Raw genomic sequence first — 18,061 nt, forward strand, 5'->3', positions numbered from 1 at the left:
CATGCTGAAATCGTGGAAATTAAAAGAAATCGTATTAATGTCGCTTTTCGGCGTCGTCTTTGGCATCGTCTATTTGCTTGCAATCCATCTGGGGAATATTTGGGCCGGCGTCATTGGTCCGATTGCCTATGAGTGGATGTTCGGCATATGGTTCATCGTCTCGATCATCTCGATGCAGATCATCCGGAAGCCTGGAGCCGCGGTGCTGCCCGAAACGCTTGCTGCCATCATCGAAGTGATGCTCGGCAACGCAATCGGACCGAGGCTTATCTTGTCAGGCGTCATTCAGGGATTGGGCGCAGAAGCCGCATTCGCAGTGACAGGGTACAAGCATTTCAATCTGGCCATCATGATGCTTGCAGGTGCGGGAGCTGCGGTATTCAGTTTTGTCTACGGCTATTTCCTTTCCGGCTATGCCGCACTCGACCCTTCTTTTGTTGCTCTTATGTTTACGCTTCGGGTGCTCAGCGGCATGATTATTGCAGGCATCGGCGGCAAATACCTGGCAGATGCTTTGCTTGCGACCGGCTCTCTTCGCGGCTATGCCATTTCACGGGCGAAAAAAGGTGATGCAGGTGCATAAAGACGTTTTTACTCTCCGTGATGTATCGTTCCGTTTCCCGGAAGACGACAAAGAAATATTGAACGGAGTTTCCTTCACCATTCGAGAAGGGGATCGTGTCACGATCAGCGGGCCAAGCGGCTGCGGCAAAAGCACGCTTTTGTATTTGCTGAACCGTTTATACCCGGAAAATTGCGACGGAATCGTTACTGGCGACATTCGTTTATTCGGCAAAAAGTCTGAAGTTTATGCTCCCGGTGAAATCAACCATCAGGTGGCGACCGTTTTTCAGGATCCGGATTCGCAATTCTGCATGCCTACAGTCGAAGAGGAGTTGGCCTTCACACTGGAGAATTTACAGGTCCCGCGCATTGAAATGGAAAGCCGGATTAGGGATGTATTGGAGTTGACCAGGTTATCTGCTCTTCGGCATACGGTTATCCAATCTTTATCCGGCGGCATGAAACAGCGTGTAGCTACAGCTTGCGCACTCGTTATGAAACCGGAGGTCCTGCTGCTGGACGAACCGCTCTCGCATCTTGACCCACTAACGGCCCAACAGTTTATCACTTGGCTCGAGGGGCTTCATAAAGAAGTCGGCTTGACGATCGTTGCTGTGGAGCACCGGTTAGACTTATGGGGAAGCTTTTTCGACCGTGAAATTTCCATGGACCATTCTGGACGCATTATTGCGGATGGACCGTTTCGCCGGAAAACTCCAATCTTTTATACTAGGCGCGCATCAGCTGTGGAAACGGAACCAGCGTTATCCGTTGACGCTGTTTCTGTGAAAATAAAAAACGAAACGCTGCTCTTTCCTCTATCGTTCCAAGCAAAACGGGGCGAAGTAGTTGTAATAGCCGGTCCGAACGGTTCTGGCAAATCGACGTTATTGAAATCGCTTTGCGGCATTTATAAACGTTCATCGGGAACCGTCGAGCCAGAGAGGGTCGGCTATGTACCGCAATCACCTGAATTTTTGTTTCTAGAAAAAACCATTGAAAAAGAGTTAAGGTATTCCGGCTTCGCTTCTTCTTCAGAAGTTGAATCCTTGTTGCATCGCCTGGCTCTTGAGCATTTAAAAGATGCCCATCCTTTCTCTGTTAGCCATGGACAGAAACGCCGCGTTGCCATCGGTGCAATGCTTGCTGACAACCGCAAAGTAATATTGATGGACGAACCTACTTCCGGACAAGATGCTTCATGCCTACAAGAATTGTTTGAATTGATCCATGAACGCGTACAGGAAGGCATCAGTTTTTTGATTGTCACTCATGACATGGAGTTTGCGGCTGCAGCTGCAAACTCTGTAATCCTCATTAAAGACGGCAGAATGACCGGCAAGTTTGCAGCCAGCGAGATTTGGCAAGATGCACCCCTTCTTGCGTCGCACCAGCTTCTGCCGCCAAAAGGAGCAGATCAACATGCGGCAGCTTTTGCATGATATGAACCCTTCAGTAAAATTTGTTGCAGTCACTTTAGCAATGTTAACGCTAGCGTTTTTCTTTGATCCATGGACACCTGCCCTGTTTTGGATCGGCATTATTCTTATGCAGGTCTTTTGGAGCCGTATCAATTGGAAGCTATGGTTTGTGCTAATGCTGCCGTTCACACTCGGAGCGTTCGGTTATCTATGGACAGCTTTAGTTTTCGGTGCAAATGATGGCAGTGAAGCGATATTGACTTTTGCCGGCATTTCCGTGACCGAAGAACAATGGCAGCGAGCCTTGTCCCTGTCCTTTCGTGTCATGGCCTTTTCCACATTGTCTCTCTTGTTCGCGCTGACGACAGATCCTGTGAAATTCGTTATGAGCTTGATGCAGCAATTGAAGCTTTCCCCAAAACTTGCTTACGGAGTTATGGTCAGTTATCAATTTTTGCCTGTATTGAAGGACGAGTTCTTCCAGATTCAGCAAGCACAGCGCCTTCGAGGCGTTCCTGTCGAGGAAAGCTGGTGGCGCCGGCTGCTGAACCTTCGGCACCTCTTATTGCCGATGCTTGCCGGCGCCGTCCGTAAAGCTGAACGCGCAGCGTTTGCCATGGAAGCGCGTGGTTTTACCGGCAAAGCGCCTACCGAATTCTATCGTCCGATCATGTTGACTAAAACAGACTTTTTGTTGGCTACTTTCTTTTTATGTGTTTTAGTTGCGAGTTGTACTGGTGGAATTTTATTGACTGATTAATTTATACTGCCTGCTTTTGCAGGTAGTTTTTTTCTTGTTTGCTAGTTTTTTATTTCGTTATTTCCTTATGTAATTAATTACATTTAAATCTGAAAACAAGCTATTAATCTTTTAGCTTTTGCTCCAACTGGTAAAAAGTTGTTTTTCATGTTAAGAAGTTAAGATCGCATGTTGAAATACAGATACTTCATGTAAAAATACTGATAGTTCATGTTAGAACCCTGAATCTTCATGAAGAAAATATTTCCACTCACTTACCTTTTAACTTTTAAAAAGGTAAGTTGTAACTCCCTTGCGATAAGTTGCAACTCGCCTTAAAAAAGTTGTAACTCAGTCCCCAAAAGTTGCAACTTACTTCCAGCCTCTTGCCATTCCCTTAAAAAAATGCCCACAAAAAAAGAGGGCTGAAATCAGCCCTCTAGTTTGCCGTATGTAACCTCGTCTTCGTCTTGCACGTCCAAGCCATTGTCGATATGGACAATTGTGCGCACAATGAGTTTCGCCTTATCGCTGTCGAACAGCCAGCGTTCGTCCGGAACGATTTCAAATTGCCTCATGACCGTTTCTTTTGATTTTACTGATCCGGCAAATTCTATCGACTGCTTGCCGACAACCGTTTCAATATAATCAAAATCACTGTCTTCGCGGTAATCTTCAACCACTTTGATGACCTTAAGTTCGACAAACTCGATATCTTGCTCTCCATCGCCTCCGTGAAGGTAGATGGTTCCATTCAATGTTTCACCTTCATCAAGATGCGGCCTTTCAATAACTGTTTCGACTTTCATAGAACCAAAGCCGATGCTCGTTAAAAAATTACGAAACTTCATACAGTGACAACCTCCAAGTTTAAGTAATGAATGTTTACCACAATGCCGACTTCTTCAAACCGTTAAAGAAGTTCTGTATAGTCGTAATGATTTTCCAGATTAGCTTCATGTTTGTTGTAACGGCGTTTGAATAGTTTGTAAAGATGAGCAACAAGCACTTTAACCAGTGCATATGCCGGAATACCAAAAATTACGCCGACAATGCCGAACAACGAACCAGCCGTTAAAAGCACAAATATGATGGTGATCGGATGGATGAACATCGTTTTCCCCATGACTTGAGGCGAAATGATGTTGCTTTCCAGTATTTGGACGATAGTCCATACAATGCCGACTTTGATGAGCATGAACGGCGAAATGACTATCGCTACAATTGCAGCCGGCGCAAAGGCGATTGCAGGACCGATATACGGAATTACACTTGTAACGCCGGTAATAAAACCGAATAACAGCGCATAATCCAATCCGATGATCAAGAAACCGATATACACCATTACGCCGATAAAAGCGCCGACAATGAGTTTGCCTTGAATATAAGCCCCAATTTGCTTGTCCGCTTCTTTAAGGACAATCTGTGTATCATGCCGAAAGCGCGGCGGCAAGGCTTTGATAAATGTCTCCGGTAATTTTTCCCCGTCTTTTAACAAATAGAATAAGATGAACGGTACGATGATGATCGACAATACAACTCCAGTGACGGTGGAAATAAATCCGGTAATGCCTGTCAAAACTGTAGCCGCTGTCGCCTCAAATGTTTGATTGATTGTGTCTGGCAGCGTCGTCAGCAGCTCTTCAATATTAAAGCTCGAATTAATATAGTATTCGCCGATATAGCGATTATTGCGCAAGAAAGCATCTGTTGTTGTCAGAAGCTGCATGAAATATGAAGGGAACTCCATAATCAATGTCTGGGTTTGCGCTCTTAAAAAAGGCAATACCAACACAATCAGCAAAGTCAACAGGCCGGTTACCCCTACGAAAATAATGACTATGCCCCAAAGTCGGGAAATCTTCAACCCTTCGAGGACCCGCAGCACGGGACGAAGCAAATAATACAAAACGAGCGCTAAGATGACCGGCAAGACAATCGTTTTCATGAACACAAGCAGCGGATTAAATATAAATGACACTTCACGGAAGATGAAAATGACCAGACCAATTAAAACAAGCGCAATCAAGGTAAAAAGCGTATTTGTTCCTCCGAGAAAACGGATGAAATTGGTAGAAAAAAATGACTGTTTTTCCGGCTCCATTCCCACTCCTACTTTCTATAACTGATGTAACCTCTATTCAATTTTAACATATTATCTGACTTTTTAATCAAGCGGTTGTGATAAAAATTCGCTTAACGCTTGCTTGTTCTTCTCAATATCCATTTCAATGACTGAACCGGCATGAGAGTAAGAAGCGAATGTATAACCATTCTCGATTGGAAGCGTCAACCGTTCAACGCCTGCCCCGCCGTTCATCGCGATGCTGGTCGCCATTTGGATTTGGTTGCTGACGGTTAAATCCGTCTGGACATAACCTTTAGCCGCACCAGCTAATTTCGGGTATTTGGGAACAGCCGATACGGACATTAGTTCTTCTTTCAGGGCCGTCATCACTTCCTGCTGGCGACGGACGCGACCAAAATCGCCTTCCTGGTCCGCGCGGAAACGTGCATAGCCGAGAAGCTCTTTGCCGTTCAACTTCTGGACACCTGGCGTCAGTGTGACACCGATGTTTTTCGACATTTTCTTCTGAACATCGATTTCAATACCATTTGGTGCCGCAATATCGACCAGCTTTTCGAAGCTTTCAAAATCAATCAGAGCGAAATGGTGAATTTTAATGCCGAACATCGACCGCAATGTATTTGCCAGAAGATCCACTCCACCTTCCATTCCGCCTTCTCTAGCTCCTAGAAAATAAGCAGTATTCAATTTATAGGATTGATACCCTGGAATCGCAGCATAGATATCCCGCATGAATGAAGTGACTTTTACTTCATCTGTCTTTTTATTATGAGATACAAGCATCATGGTATCCGTGCGTGACGCTTCCTCACCGCGTGAGTCGACGCCAAGCACCAGGATGTTTTCATAATCCCCGGTTTCCGGATCGCCATCAAATGCGATTGTCGGCAAGTCTGAGTTTTCTTCGGCTAGTTTATGGCCACTCTGAAATTGCAAAAATACATAAGCCCCTATTGCTAATACGGCAATAAGCAGCATAAATAAGAATCCTCGAAAACGAAATTTTTTCTTCTTGCGCCGATTTTTTCTAATTTGTTGTTCAGGTTCCATTGATTGACATTCCTTTCTAATTTCCCTATAGCCATAAGACGTTCATTGGCTCTAAGAAGTTTCTGCTTTCTCATCAAATACATTATAATTGTCGCAAACCTGCGGTAATGATAGAATTCACCATATATAGGCGAGAGGAGATAATGATTCATGACAGAAAAAGCGACATTTGCAGGCGGCTGTTTTTGGTGTATGGTCAAGCCATTCGACCAGTTTGACGGCATTGAAAAAGTGGTTTCCGGCTATATAGGCGGGCACGTCGAAAATCCGACATACGAACAAGTAAAAACCGGAACGACCGGCCATTTAGAAGCGGTAGAAATTACATTTCAGCCGGACGTTTTCCCGTACGAGCAATTGCTCGATATTTTTTGGCAGCAAATCGACCCGACGGACAATGAAGGCCAATTCCAAGACCGCGGACCGCAATACCGCCCTGCTATTTTCGTACATAATGAAAAGCAGCGCGGCTTAGCAGAAAAATCAAAACAAACACTAGCTGCGAGCGGCCGTTTTCAAAAACCTGTCGTGACAGAAATTTTGGATGCCGTGCCATTTTATGAAGCTGAAGATTACCACCAAGACTTTTACAAGAAAAGCCCGGATGAGTACAAGGAAGACCTGGCAAAATCCGGCAGAGTAGAATTTATAAAAGATAATTGGGAAAAAGTTGACGCTTGATGCGCCAGCTTTTTTTTTGCTCTCCTATTGTTTTAAATCTCAGCTCTAATGCCACATCAGGTAAAGTGACAGAGCTGAACACCTAAGATAATCCATAAAAATATTATGTAAAGCTAACCTCGATTTCTTCTCGCCCTTTTACAAAAATCTTCCTTCAAATGCTTATAACTATCCTACCAGTCTTTATTTACTAATCATCTGCTTCTATTATTACATTTTAGCTATTTTTTATTAAAATGGATACTTAATTATTAAAAATGCATTAAAAAAAGATTGACAGATTTTTCTGTTTAATTACAATCAAAATAGGAGAAGCGAGATGCCCATTTCTGATTAATTAATTGCCATGGAGGAATTTCATGAATATAATCGCAGCCATTGATCCGCTCGTTATGCAGTTGTTAATTGTCCCGCTAGCTGTTATTGGCATTGGTGTTCTTGCTGCTGTTGCCTTAAAAAAGGTGTATATAGGACCGGTCACAACATTGTTTTTAAACTTGTTTTATAACTCCTGGTATTTCTCTTATAAATTTCCCGATACGCAAATCCCGTTCGCTATGATTTTTTCGTGGTGTGTTATCTTCCCGGTTTTTTCGTTGTTTCTTTCCTGGGTTTTCGTCACCCACAGCAGTACCTATAAAAATTTTCTGCTGTTTTTGTCTAAAGAGAAAAGCCTCGACTCTGAATAAAAAACGCTGCTTTTGCAGTGTTTTTTTATCGCCGTTTTATATAAAGCAAGCAAGCGAAAATCAACAAGATAGCTGAAAATCCTAAAAGCATCGAGAGCGTGATGGTATGCGTCTCATACCGGTCATATAAAATGCCGATCACAAAAGGCATAGTGCCTGAAATAATATAGCCGCCTGACTGGATCATCGCTGTCCAGCTATTGACGCCTTCCGCTGTCTGGTTTTCGTCAAGCGGCATGAGCAAAGCAATCGGAAACAAGCTGCCTAATGTCAACCCAAGGCAAACGGCGGCTGCCCAGACAAAGCCAACTCCACCAAATAACAGCATCAGGATGCCCACTGCTCCGAGAGCTAAACTGACTATAATCCATAAGAAACGGCTTGGAAACTTTTCGAGCAGCAATGGAATCGACAAATTTCCTAGAAGCTGAACAGCTGACATGAGCGTTAGTACCGCACCTGCCGACAGTACAGACATTCCTTTGTCTATTGCAATGGGTGCAAGCCAGGTAATCAACGAAAAAAAGAGCGCCGACTGAAAGGCGAAGAAAATTAACATAAACCAAGCACGTTTGTTCTTCCACGGTGATGCTTGTATTCGTACTTTTTCTGTTCCAACTGCTGACGGCTTTTTCACCGGTTGCTCGACCCGAAGCCATAATAGAATTCCAGCAATGGCAAGCAAGCCCCAGCTCGCCAGCGCAGACGGCCAGCCTGCTGCCGCATATAATACACTGGTCAAGCCGGCACTAAGCGCCGCCCCCAACCCCATGCCGAACGAATAAACGCCGATAAGCGCCGGGGTGAGGGAAGGAAAGTTTTGTTTGATCATAGCAGAAACAAGCGGACTGATGATGGCGATTGCCAATCCGATAAAAAAAGAGCTGGCAAATAAAACGGGGTATGTCGGAACAAGCCCCCTCAGCAACGTAAACAAGCCGATTACCAGAAGCAGGAGTGTGATGCTCGCCTTGACCCCGAATCTGCGGCCGAACCATACGGCAAATGGTGCAAACAGCCCCATGCAAAATACAGGAACCGAAGTCAGTAAGCTTACTTCGCTGTTGGTTAAATCTAAATCGCTGCGTATGGTTTCCAATAATGGGCCGATCGACGAAATGGCTGGCCGCAAATTCAATGAAATAAAGAAAATGGCTACAACCATTAAGCCCAACGGCGATTTTTTTAATAAAACTCCCATCTTCAATTTCCTCCTAGCAATTTCCTATACAAACTTGTGTTCCCCGCCGGTTTTGATTAAGATATAGGTGTGAAAGGCAGGTAATCCGATGAAACTGATAAATTGGAGCTATGCAAAACGCTATAATATAAAAGCTGTTTTTGATGAATTCCCGCATGTGGTAGTGCTGTTCCGCCAAATCGGCGGCTACTACTTCATCTTTTCAATGAAAGGCTTGACGAAAGAACACATCCCGACGCGCAAAGACTATGTCCGTATGGAATATTTGTTGAACAAAGACCTTGGTTTGCTTGAAGCTTATATAGAAAGAAAATATAAAAATTAAGCCGCACCACAACTTCCTAGAGATTTGTATAAAGAGTTAATGTGCCGCGCCATATTTCAGATTCATAAAATCACTCACTGCACAAATACCCAGATTAAAACAATCTGCTTAAGTTTATCCCAGACTGCGGCTGATTGCTATCGATTTCCGTCTGTTTCATGGTATACTCTTCTTATTGTGAAATTTAGGAGGTACGTAAAATGATAGCAGTAAACGATGTAAGTCTTCGCTTTGGTGACCGCAAACTTTTCGAAGATGTTAACATTCAATTTAACCCAGGTAATTGTTACGGATTGATCGGTGCGAACGGCGCCGGAAAATCGACATTCATCAAAATCTTGTCAGGTGATATTGAAGCGCAATCCGGGAACGTCTACATGGGTTCCGGAGAACGTTTGGCGGTATTGAAACAGGATCACTTTGAATACGAAGAGTACCCTGTCCTTGAAACGGTCATTATGGGACACAAAAAATTATATGACATCATGTCCGAGAAAAATGCCATCTACATGAAAGAGGACTTTTCTGATGAAGACGGCATGCGCGCCGCTGAACTGGAAGGCGAATTCGCAGAACTAAACGGCTGGGAAGCCGAATCGGAAGCCGCTATTCTTTTGCAAGGACTTGGTATTTCCGAAGACTTGCACGATAAGAAAATGGCTGAACTTTCCGGATCGGATAAAGTAAAAGTTTTGCTTGCCCAGGCCCTGTTCGGCAAACCGGATGTTTTGCTTCTGGATGAGCCTACCAACCATTTGGACTTGAACGCGATCAAATGGCTGGAAGAGTTTTTGATCAATTTCGAGAACACGGTTATTGTCGTATCGCATGACCGCCACTTCTTGAACAAAGTATGTACCCATATTGCGGATCTTGACTTCGGTAAAATCCAGCTTTATGTCGGAAACTACGATTTCTGGTATGAGTCAAGCCAATTGGCGACTCGCCTAGCTTCTGACCAGAACTCGAAAAAAGAAGAAAAAATCAAAGAGCTGCAAGCGTTTATCGCCCGTTTCTCTGCAAATGCTTCTAAATCCAAGCAAGCAACTTCACGGAAGAAAATGCTCGATAAGATCCAATTGGATGATATCCGCCCTTCTTCCCGCAAGTACCCGTTCGTCAACTTTACGATTGGCCGCGAAATCGGCAATGATGTTCTGACTGTAAAAGATTTGAGCCAAAAAGTTGATGGCAATCAATTATTAAACAACATCAACTTCAACATGAGCAAAGAAGACAAAATCGTTTTGATCGGCGATCCGTTGGCAAAATCCGCACTTTTGCGCATTCTGGCTGAAGAAGACGAACCGGCTGCAGGATCTGTCCGTTGGGGCGTAACTACTTCTCGCGCTTACTTGCCGATTGATAACACTGCTTATTTTGAAGGCTCGGAACAAAGCCTAGTCGACTGGCTGCGCCAATACTCGCCAGAAGATGAAAGCGAAACGTTCCTTCGCGGCTTCCTCGGCAGAATGTTATTCTCCGGCGAAGAAGTGAAAAAGAAACCTTCTGTGCTTTCAGGTGGAGAAAAAGTGCGCTGCATGCTGTCTAAGATGATGTTGTCACATGCTAACGTCTTATTGCTTGATGAACCGACCAACCACTTGGATTTGGAATCAATTCAAGCACTCAATAACGGCTTGATCGCTTTCAAAGGCGCAATGGTCTTCACTTCCCATGACCATCAGTTTATCCAGACGATTGCAAACCGTGTTATCGAAATCCGTGAAGACGGCTCGATCCTCGACAAGCAATTGACGTACGATGAATTTTTGGAATGGAAAGAAACCCAAGGCATCACCAACTAATAAAACCAAAACCTGGCTTCCAGAAATGGAAAGCCAGGTTTTTTTATTTAGAGCTTATTTTTTGTTATAGGTTGGAACTCAAGAGTAGAAAGTTGAAACTCATGGCAAGTTTGTTGAAACTCGGCCCGGAAAAGTTGGTACTCGCCAAAAATTCCTCAAGAAAAAACCGCAGCTGTATGGGCTGCGGTTTTTCTATTATTTCATAAAGCGTTTGACCAATCGCCCAGCAGGCAGTTTGGACACGAATTTGCTGCCTGAATCGGAAATGCCTCGGACAACACTCAACAATTCTTCATCCCCCGCCCAATGCTCTTCAATGATTTCACTAGGGAATTTGTTGAGGAGCGTGTTAACGATAAAAACGGCCACTACCACATCATCAGCAAAGCCTCCAGGCCCGACTAGAATTTCCGGAAGAAAATCCATGGGAGCCAGAAAATACAAAATCCCTGCACCGACCAATCCTTTGCTTTTCGCGTCAATTCGGGAATCAAGCATCATTTTGGTAAGCAAATGAAATAAATCAGGTGCAAACAAAATATATTTCCCAATTTTACTTACTACACCAGAGCGATTATCAAGCCAGTTTTGTACTTTTGCACGCAGATGCTGGTAAAAGTCCTGTTGCTCTTCTTGGCTTGGCAACGGTCTGCTTAAATATTCATTGGTCATCTTATCTCCCCTCCCACTCTTTTAATAGGTTTCTATACCTGTATTCCTAACGATTGAAACTTCAGACGAGATTCATCCAAAATCGATGCCTTAAGAAAAGCGGCAATCCGTTTCTTTTCAGGATTTCCTTGGGCACTGGCGAAAGTAACCTGCTGTCATGCATAAAGACTTCTAAATCCATATCAATATTGATTTTTTCGGCAAAAAACAGTTCTCCGTCGTCTCTCAATATAGCCCTATCCTTTATCTCCATCAAACGATTTCACTTTGCCTCTTGCGTTATTCATAAGCAAAACCTCCTAATTTGGCCTTTTTCTCGTCTTTCTTTTATACCCGGAACAGAACAATTATCAAACGCAGAAAAGAAAGCAGCCGGAATAGAGTGCCCAATAAAAAAAAGAACCGTTCAGGGAACCGTTCTTTAAATTGAATACCATTTTATTTCAAACCTACAGCAGAAAATGCCGCTTTTACACTGGCGACTTCGCTGCTGGATGCACCGTACAAATCGGTAGCCGCTTGGACGGCTGCAGCCTGGTATTGCCTATAGGTCGTCTTCGGCGTCAAGTATTGCGTTAAAGTACGATAAAGAATTTTACCAGTTTTCGCTTTACCGATTCCCTGTACTTTTATGTTGAAATGCGTGCCGCCACTCGCAAGCAAAAAGCCGACTTTATTGCCGATACCGGAGTTGATATGCACTCCGCCGTAATCTTCCGTTCCCATATAGCGTTTCGTATAATGGTCCGGCTGGCCACTTACAGTTGGATCTGCCAAGGAGCGAAGCGCATCACCTTTTTGTTTAGGCGTGTAAATATCTTCACCAATTAGCCAGTCGGGGCTATTCTTGAAGTGGTCTTCCACCAGTATTCCAAAAATATCCGACATCGACTCGTTGATGGCGCCTGAATCTCCTTGATAAATCAATTTTGCAGTCGAAGCTGTAACTGCGTGTGTCAGCTCATGTGCAACTACATCAAGCGATCCTGATAACGGACTGAACATGACGCCATCCCCGTCTCCGTACACCATTTGCGATCCGCTCCAAAAAGCGTTATTGTAATTTTCACCGTAATGGACCGTCGATACCACTTTGGCACCTGTGCCGTCATAACTGATGCGGCCGTGGATATTTTTGTAGTAATCGAATGTCTGACCGGCATAAACGTGGGCGTCTACGGCGGCTCCGTCATAAGACTCGTTGAAAATACCGTCGGAATCTCTCCAAAGCTTTCCAGGCAGCAAAAGCCCTTTAGCACCATCATATGTCAAGATTCCTTTGCCCCGCGTACGGTCTAATAAAAAGGTTCCTTCTGCGTTTTTGATGGTATGAATAGCTTTCTTATCTCCAATCAACCCTTTGCCGGCAGAAACTGTATCTTTACCTGTTGGATCAGCATGATGAATTTGATTAAAAGAAGTTAAAACCTTGCCGCTCAAGGCATCAATGAGATAATGGAAATTCCCCGGTTCCGGCTTCAAAAATTCCACTTCGCTGCTGTAGGCGAATTTCGCTTCTCCTTCGCTGACATAAACTGTGAGCGAAGGGCGCTCCTCATGAATTATTTCGGGAGCGGCACCAAGCTTGGCGCCTAAGTCTGCCAATATTGCCGCTGAAGCTTCTGAAACCGGCAAGAGAGAGGTTTTTTCAACAGCCTTCATAGGCGGAATTGGAACTACTTCCCCGGATACTGCAGTCAAAACTCCAGCTTGGTCGACTAAAGCTGATAGAATTGAACCGAACACAGGAATACCGTTGTGCATTTGCTGAAGTTTTATGTTTGTGAATCCTAATTCATCCGTTTTTTCGCTGACTGGATCGAAGGTAGTTTTACCACCGCTTTCTATAGAATAAAGTTTTTCTTTTTCTTCCAGATAAGAAAGAACGATGTTTGTAGGTGAATTTAGAGAAGGCGTTGTTAAAGTTCCAGCAATAAAATAAGGTGTTCCTGTTTCAGCGTTATAGCTCACCGTTTCGGAAATGCGATCGTTAGAACCTGCAGCAGCTGAAGGGGATAAACCTGAAAACGTTAATGCGACGACAAAACCTAAACTGACTAAGCGTTTCATTTCCTCACCTCTTCTTAATCTTTTTTATAAAGTTAGAATAGTTAAGTCCATCATAATGCCTTGAATAATCAGAATATATAGTTTCCTTTAGCTATTTCTCTTATTTCCCTTCAGGTCGAAATACCTGTGCATGCCAGATTGTTGAAACATTGAGCGCCTTGCAACAATCATCTTCTTGCCGCTTTATTAAAGCAATAAAAAAAGACCTGCTCAAAATGAGCAGGTCTTGGAGATTAGATTTTAGTTACATTTGTAGCTTGAGGTCCGCGGTTGCCTTCCTCTACTTCAAACTCTACTTTTTGTCCTTCGTCAAGCGTTTTGAAGCCATCGCCTTGAATCGCTGAGAAGTGAACGAATACGTCATCTCCGCCTTCAACTTCGATAAATCCGAAGCCTTTTTCTGAATTAAACCATTTAACTGTACCTTGTTGCATGTGAACAACCTCCTGAGAATGAAAAATTTGCAATATGGAATTCCCATAAAAAAAATTCACATATTCAAAAAAGTACCATCACGTGCTGATCACTTTTTTGAATAGGTGAATAGCTCTCTGTGGTTCAAATACGTTTTTTAATTCTTAAGTCAATTATATCAATTTTTCATAAAAAGTCAAATAAATCTAAAAACTTATTAAAAATTTAACTTTTATCCGTTTTTTTGAAAATTCGTTAGTCTTTTGTACTTAATCAGCTCTATTGAAAATCTTTTTAACAGCTTTTATTCGTCTCTTTCTACTATAAATTGTGCCAAAGATTTTCAGGATTGTCCACCTTTTTTTCAAATTTTCTGATAACCAGCAAGTTTGTATTGCCTTCTTCTTTCCCGTAAAATAGGAGTTAAGAGCAAATAAATGAAACTTTTCATCTGACAAAACGTATTAAAAGAGAGCAGAGAAGGAGGACCTTTTCATGAAGCCATTCGAGAAATTCATCATGCGGCATGGGATCAGCTTGCCTATCATGACAGCTGTTTTTCCAGTCCTTTATTTAGGGGCGGAAATAGGCATGATTGCTTCCGGGGCTGTGGCAGCCGGATCTTATATTGCCAGCACCTCTACCATCAAACAATTTCAATTTTCTTCCGACTCAAAAAGGTTTCATATGACGCGGAGCGAATATAAACATGTAAGGATCCAAATTAAAGAAGCTAAAGCAAAGATCAAACAACTGCAAGGTCATTATTACCGGGTCCGTTCGATTTCCTATTACAAGCAGATACGGGAAATGGTTCGCCTCGGCCAGAAGATCATTGCCAATGTCCAGCAGAATCCAAGAAAGTTTTATTTGGCAGAGCCGTTTTTTTATTCCCATTTGGATACGGCGCTTGAACTTACGGAAAAATATACGCATCTTATCGGGCAGCCGGTAAAAGACAAAGAGTTGAAAATCGCTTTGCAGGATACGCGCGATACCCTTACCTCCATGATCGATGTGATGGAAAAAGACTTGAAGAAGGTTTTGTCCACCGATGTCGAACAGTTGCGGATGGAACTGGAATACGCACAAATGACACTCGACAAGCAAGATCACCAATTGCTTGGAGCACCACCTCAAACAGATAGTGAAGGAGACATGGACCATGACAGAAAATCGATCAACTCGAAGTGAATTGGATGATTTGCTTGAATCGCCATTTGGCATCCAACCAGAAAAAACTGAGACAAGCCTTACAGAACAAACTAACGGCCGTCCTGTCGCATTGATGGAACGCTTATCCAAAGATGAACAAGAAAAAGCGCGCAATTTAGCGAAGCAAATTCCAGCAGGGAATTACGAAGCAATTTTGACTTATGGAGCAAATGCCCAAAACCAGCTAAGCCAGTTTTCGCACAAAATGCTTGACCATGTTCAATCAAAGGATATTGGTCCGGTCGGCGATGTGCTGCACGATTTAATGAGAAAGCTTCAGGAGTTGAACCCTGAAGAACTGTCCCAGAAAAAGAAATCCGGCCTCCGTAAAATGTTTGCTAAAGCAAAATATTCTGTCCAGGAAATGATGACGAAATATCAGAAATTAAGTACCCAAGTGGACCGTATTTCTATTCAGCTTGATCATTCAAAACGGGGATTGCTCGAAGACGTTCAGATGCTTGAACAATTATATGACCAGAACAAGACTTACTTTCAAGCCTTGAATGTCTATATCGCTGCCGCTGAGTTGAAGCGCGATGAAATCATGAATGAAACGATTCCGGCTCTTCGCAAAAAAGCGGAAGCTTCGAATGATCAGATGGCTTATCAGGAAGTCAACGATATGGCACAATTTTTGGACCGTTTGGAAAAACGCTTGTATGATTTGCAGTTATCCCGCCAAATTACGATCCAAAGTGCGCCGCAAATCCGTATGATCCAACAAACCAACCAAACGCTTGCTGAAAAAATCCAATCGTCTATTATGACTTCCATCCCTTTATGGAAAAACCAGATTGCCATCGCCTTGACGCTCAATCGCCAAATGAAAGCTGTTGAAGCGCAAAAGCAAGTAACAGCGACAACAAACGAATTGCTGTTGAAAAATTCCGAGATGTTGAAACTAAACTCGATCGAGACCGCTAAGGAAAACGAACGCGGCATTGTTGAAATCGAAACTTTAAAACAAACACAGGAAAACTTATTGACCACTATTGAAGAAACGCTCCGCATTCAAGCTGAAGGCCGCAGAAACCGTAAAGCTGCAGAAGTTGAACTCGGCAAAATGGAAGAAGACCTTAAGCAACGACTGCTTGCTGTTCATGACGGTAAAGAAGGAAATACCACTTACTAAAACGTAAAACCCGCAAAGCATAAGCTTTACGGGTTTTTTACTTTTTCTAAGCACAGGAACTGTCCCGTTTCTCTCAAGTATCCTAAATTTCAAGAAATTCTTGTCTAAGGCTGCACTTGATCCGACCGCTTTATGCCGATTGGATGACCAAATGCAGTGTCCGTTTCAGCAGCCTAAGCGTCTGTTCGGCAAACTGTTCCAGTGAATCGGCACTGACGGATTTGTTGCCATACATCATTCGATAAAAAGCCGCTTGTTCATCAGTGATCGGTTCGCTGCTCAAAAACAAGTGCAGCACTTCAATCCTTTGTTTTTTCGCTTCCGATACAGCGTTTGCTGTATCAACGATGCCGTTCTCCGCATAATTATAGGCAGATGGCTCCCCGTCAGAAAACACCAGCAAGAACCGGTGCTTTTCAGCTCTTTTTTTCATGCGGTTGGACATCCACCGGATGGCGAAGCCGTCCCTGTTGTCTTCATGGGCCTCCATCGAGGCAATGGCTTGCGCATGATCCCGATTGCCATCTTCCAGCTTATGGATCCATTCAAAATAATTTGGTTGGCTGGCATCGCTCGCCTCGAAAGCATCTTCGTAAAACAACACGATTTCATGCGGCACATTTAAACTCCTCAACACATCATGAAAAAGCAAAACCGCTTGTTTTGTTTCATCGAGCTTGTCGATCATCGATGCCGAGCCGTCAATCAGTAAGCAAAATACTGCATCCAATTCTTTTGAAGGCGCCGTTTTCCGGTAAAACGGCTTTGGGCGTTCTTCAATAATGAGCGGCATCAAGTTCTTCGACAAGCGCCCCGCATTCAAATTTTGGCGCACGCTTTCTTGCCGTTGTGTTATTCGTTTTTTTAACTCCTTCAATAGAGCACGCACAAACGGCGCCTGCTTTTTGCGCCATAAGTCGATAAGCGGCTGCGCATCCGATTTAATGCCGATTCGGCTTTCACTGTATACGACTTGGTCATTCGCTGAACCAAATTTGCCGCTAGCTGTTTTCGGCGCTTTGTCCATCTGGCGGTCTTCTTCTTCATTTCCTTCAATGTGGTCGCCTGCAGAATTCCCCTTTGCTGTTTGCTGTACTTCACCGTCTCCTTGTTCTTCCCTGCCGCCTTCTGCCAACTGGGAATCTCCCCGCTCTAATTCAAATTCCATTGCAGCCGTTTCTGAAATCTCAGTTTCGCGATGCCACGACTGAAACCACTCTTCAATCGTTTCGATTTCCTCTTCGTTTTCTGCTCTTTCGGCTTCTATGCCTTCATGGTAATGAAAAGGAGGCACTTTTTCAGCGGAATCTCCAAATGTATAGTAAGTGTGCACCATATCTGTTTCCAGTTGATATTCAAGCCGCATCATTAATTGATCGACGACCCGAATAGAATCCTTAGTCGAACGTGCATCAAACAACAAGCTCCATGTGTGGAACAATGGTTCCAGTAAATCATTCATCCCAACTTCTTCTCCACGCAACCGCAAATAAGCTGCATTCAAAAAAGCATCCGCGGAAAAACCTTTTTGCCGATTTTGTTGAAATTGGCCTTTATGGTAAACCGTATAGACTTGATCTCTAATGGAAAATGCTCCAGCAGTTCCCGGGCGTTCTTTTGCCACTTTTTCTGATAACCGGAATTCTTCTGCACATAACAGCAGCTGTTCCCTTAGCGAAGGCAGCTTGGAATCCATCCGAACAAACCGGCGCCAGTCTCTTAGATTGAAATAACGCCAGAATCCGGCTCCAAGCAAATAAATATCTGATTTGTATCCATTGCGCTCAATGTGTTTGGGGCGGTGTTTCCAAAAAACACTTATCGATATGGCCGACTCGGAGGGGCGTACTTCCATCAATTTGCGGGTGGTCACTTTCAGATAAGGAGCATCCGCCAGCGCCCCGGCCAGCAGTTCCATTTGATGGAGCATTTTTGTATCCAGTGTTTCATTGTTAAATTGAATAAAGCGGTTAACCGAAGCCATTCTT

General features: G+C 43.7%; 17 protein-coding genes. 9 read left to right on the forward strand and 8 right to left on the reverse strand.

Translation table 11 applies throughout. From position 1 onward, the window contains the following. The first annotated feature begins 1 nt into the window (after position 1). Genes B0H99_RS00530 through B0H99_RS00540 form a run of 3 tightly spaced genes read left to right on the forward strand, consistent with a single transcriptional unit; the run spans position 2 to position 2,745 of the window. Entirely contained in the window at positions 2-583 is a 582-nt protein-coding gene (locus B0H99_RS00530) for an ECF transporter S component (protein ID WP_106531667.1), read from the forward strand. Continuing rightward, positions 570-2,006, forward strand: a complete 1,437-nt coding sequence (locus tag B0H99_RS00535) for an ABC transporter ATP-binding protein (protein WP_245894345.1) — start codon at positions 570-572, stop codon at positions 2,004-2,006. Before B0H99_RS00530 ends, B0H99_RS00535 begins: the two co-directional genes overlap by 14 nt. Next, entirely contained in the window at positions 1,987-2,745 is a 759-nt protein-coding gene (locus tag B0H99_RS00540; protein ID WP_106531669.1) for an energy-coupling factor transporter transmembrane component T family protein, read from the forward strand. The genes B0H99_RS00535 and B0H99_RS00540 overlap by 20 nt, the downstream gene beginning before the upstream one ends. Positions 2,746-3,155: 410 nt before the next feature. On the opposite strand, the gene B0H99_RS00545 is transcribed toward B0H99_RS00540, so the two are convergent. The 3 genes from B0H99_RS00545 to B0H99_RS00555 all read right to left on the reverse strand — a co-directional run bounded on the left by B0H99_RS00545 (position 3,156) and on the right by B0H99_RS00555 (position 5,863). Further along, positions 3,156-3,575, reverse strand: a complete 420-nt coding sequence (locus B0H99_RS00545; RefSeq protein WP_106531670.1) for a sporulation protein — start codon at positions 3,573-3,575, stop codon at positions 3,156-3,158. Between the two features lie 62 nt (positions 3,576-3,637). Beyond that, positions 3,638-4,828 (reverse strand): AI-2E family transporter, encoded by a 1,191-nt coding sequence (locus B0H99_RS00550; protein WP_106531671.1) that lies wholly within the window; start codon positions 4,826-4,828, stop codon positions 3,638-3,640. Positions 4,829-4,891: 63 nt separating this feature from the next. Further along, entirely contained in the window at positions 4,892-5,863 is a 972-nt protein-coding gene (locus B0H99_RS00555) for an LCP family protein (RefSeq protein WP_106531672.1), read from the reverse strand. Between the two features lie 150 nt (positions 5,864-6,013). Between B0H99_RS00555 and msrA the strand changes: the two genes are divergently transcribed. Together msrA and B0H99_RS00565 are read left to right on the forward strand one after the other, a co-directional pair. Continuing rightward, positions 6,014-6,544 carry a peptide-methionine (S)-S-oxide reductase MsrA gene (gene msrA, locus B0H99_RS00560; protein ID WP_106531673.1) on the forward strand — a complete coding sequence of 177 codons (531 nt, stop codon included), beginning with the start codon at positions 6,014-6,016 and terminating at the stop codon, positions 6,542-6,544. Between the two features lie 359 nt (positions 6,545-6,903). After that, positions 6,904-7,233 (forward strand): hypothetical protein, encoded by a 330-nt coding sequence (locus tag B0H99_RS00565; protein ID WP_181313531.1) that lies wholly within the window; start codon positions 6,904-6,906, stop codon positions 7,231-7,233. Positions 7,234-7,258: 25 nt separating this feature from the next. Here the strand turns inward: B0H99_RS00565 and B0H99_RS00570 are convergent, their stop codons facing one another. Continuing rightward, positions 7,259-8,434 carry an MFS transporter gene (locus B0H99_RS00570; protein WP_106531674.1) on the reverse strand — a complete coding sequence of 392 codons (1,176 nt, stop codon included), beginning with the start codon at positions 8,432-8,434 and terminating at the stop codon, positions 7,259-7,261. Positions 8,435-8,522: 88 nt separating this feature from the next. On the opposite strand from B0H99_RS00570, the gene B0H99_RS00575 reads away from it, so the two are divergent. After that, positions 8,523-8,759, forward strand: a complete 237-nt coding sequence (locus tag B0H99_RS00575; protein ID WP_106531675.1) for a hypothetical protein — start codon at positions 8,523-8,525, stop codon at positions 8,757-8,759. A gap of 200 nt (positions 8,760-8,959) precedes the next feature. Beyond that, entirely contained in the window at positions 8,960-10,567 is a 1,608-nt protein-coding gene (locus B0H99_RS00580; protein ID WP_106531676.1) for an ABC-F family ATP-binding cassette domain-containing protein, read from the forward strand. 195 nt (positions 10,568-10,762) lie between these two features. Here B0H99_RS00580 and B0H99_RS00585 read toward each other — a convergent pair whose 3' ends face one another. The 3 genes from B0H99_RS00585 to B0H99_RS00600 all read right to left on the reverse strand — a co-directional run bounded on the left by B0H99_RS00585 (position 10,763) and on the right by B0H99_RS00600 (position 13,743). Then, complete coding sequence (locus B0H99_RS00585; protein WP_106531677.1) at positions 10,763-11,239, reverse strand: YkvA family protein; 477 nt, start codon at positions 11,237-11,239, stop codon at positions 10,763-10,765. A gap of 438 nt (positions 11,240-11,677) precedes the next feature. Beyond that, positions 11,678-13,309, reverse strand: a complete 1,632-nt coding sequence (locus B0H99_RS00595) for a M4 family metallopeptidase (RefSeq protein WP_106531679.1) — start codon at positions 13,307-13,309, stop codon at positions 11,678-11,680. A gap of 233 nt (positions 13,310-13,542) precedes the next feature. Next, the gene (locus B0H99_RS00600) at positions 13,543-13,743 is read right to left on the reverse strand and encodes a cold-shock protein (RefSeq protein ID WP_106531680.1); all 201 of its coding nucleotides are present in this window, start codon (positions 13,741-13,743) and stop codon (positions 13,543-13,545) included. A gap of 475 nt (positions 13,744-14,218) precedes the next feature. Here B0H99_RS00600 and B0H99_RS00605 point away from each other — a divergent pair, with 475 nt between their 5' ends. Both B0H99_RS00605 and B0H99_RS00610 read left to right on the forward strand, forming a co-directional pair. After that, positions 14,219-14,917, forward strand: a complete 699-nt coding sequence (locus tag B0H99_RS00605; protein ID WP_106531681.1) for a 5-bromo-4-chloroindolyl phosphate hydrolysis family protein — start codon at positions 14,219-14,221, stop codon at positions 14,915-14,917. Further along, on the forward strand, positions 14,889-16,073 hold the full coding sequence (locus B0H99_RS00610; RefSeq protein WP_106531682.1) for a toxic anion resistance protein: 1,185 nt from the start codon (positions 14,889-14,891) through the stop codon (positions 16,071-16,073). The genes B0H99_RS00605 and B0H99_RS00610 overlap by 29 nt, the downstream gene beginning before the upstream one ends. 130 nt (positions 16,074-16,203) lie before the next feature. Here B0H99_RS00610 and B0H99_RS00615 read toward each other — a convergent pair whose 3' ends face one another. Then, positions 16,204-18,057: a vWA domain-containing protein gene (locus B0H99_RS00615; protein WP_106531683.1), complete on the reverse strand. Its 1,854-nt coding sequence runs from the start codon at positions 18,055-18,057 to the stop codon at positions 16,204-16,206. Between the last annotated feature and the right edge of the window lie 4 nt (positions 18,058-18,061).

This window comes from Planomicrobium soli, from assembly GCF_003014655.1.
Taxonomy (GTDB): Bacteria; Bacillota; Bacilli; order Bacillales_A; family Planococcaceae; genus Planococcus; species Planococcus soli_B.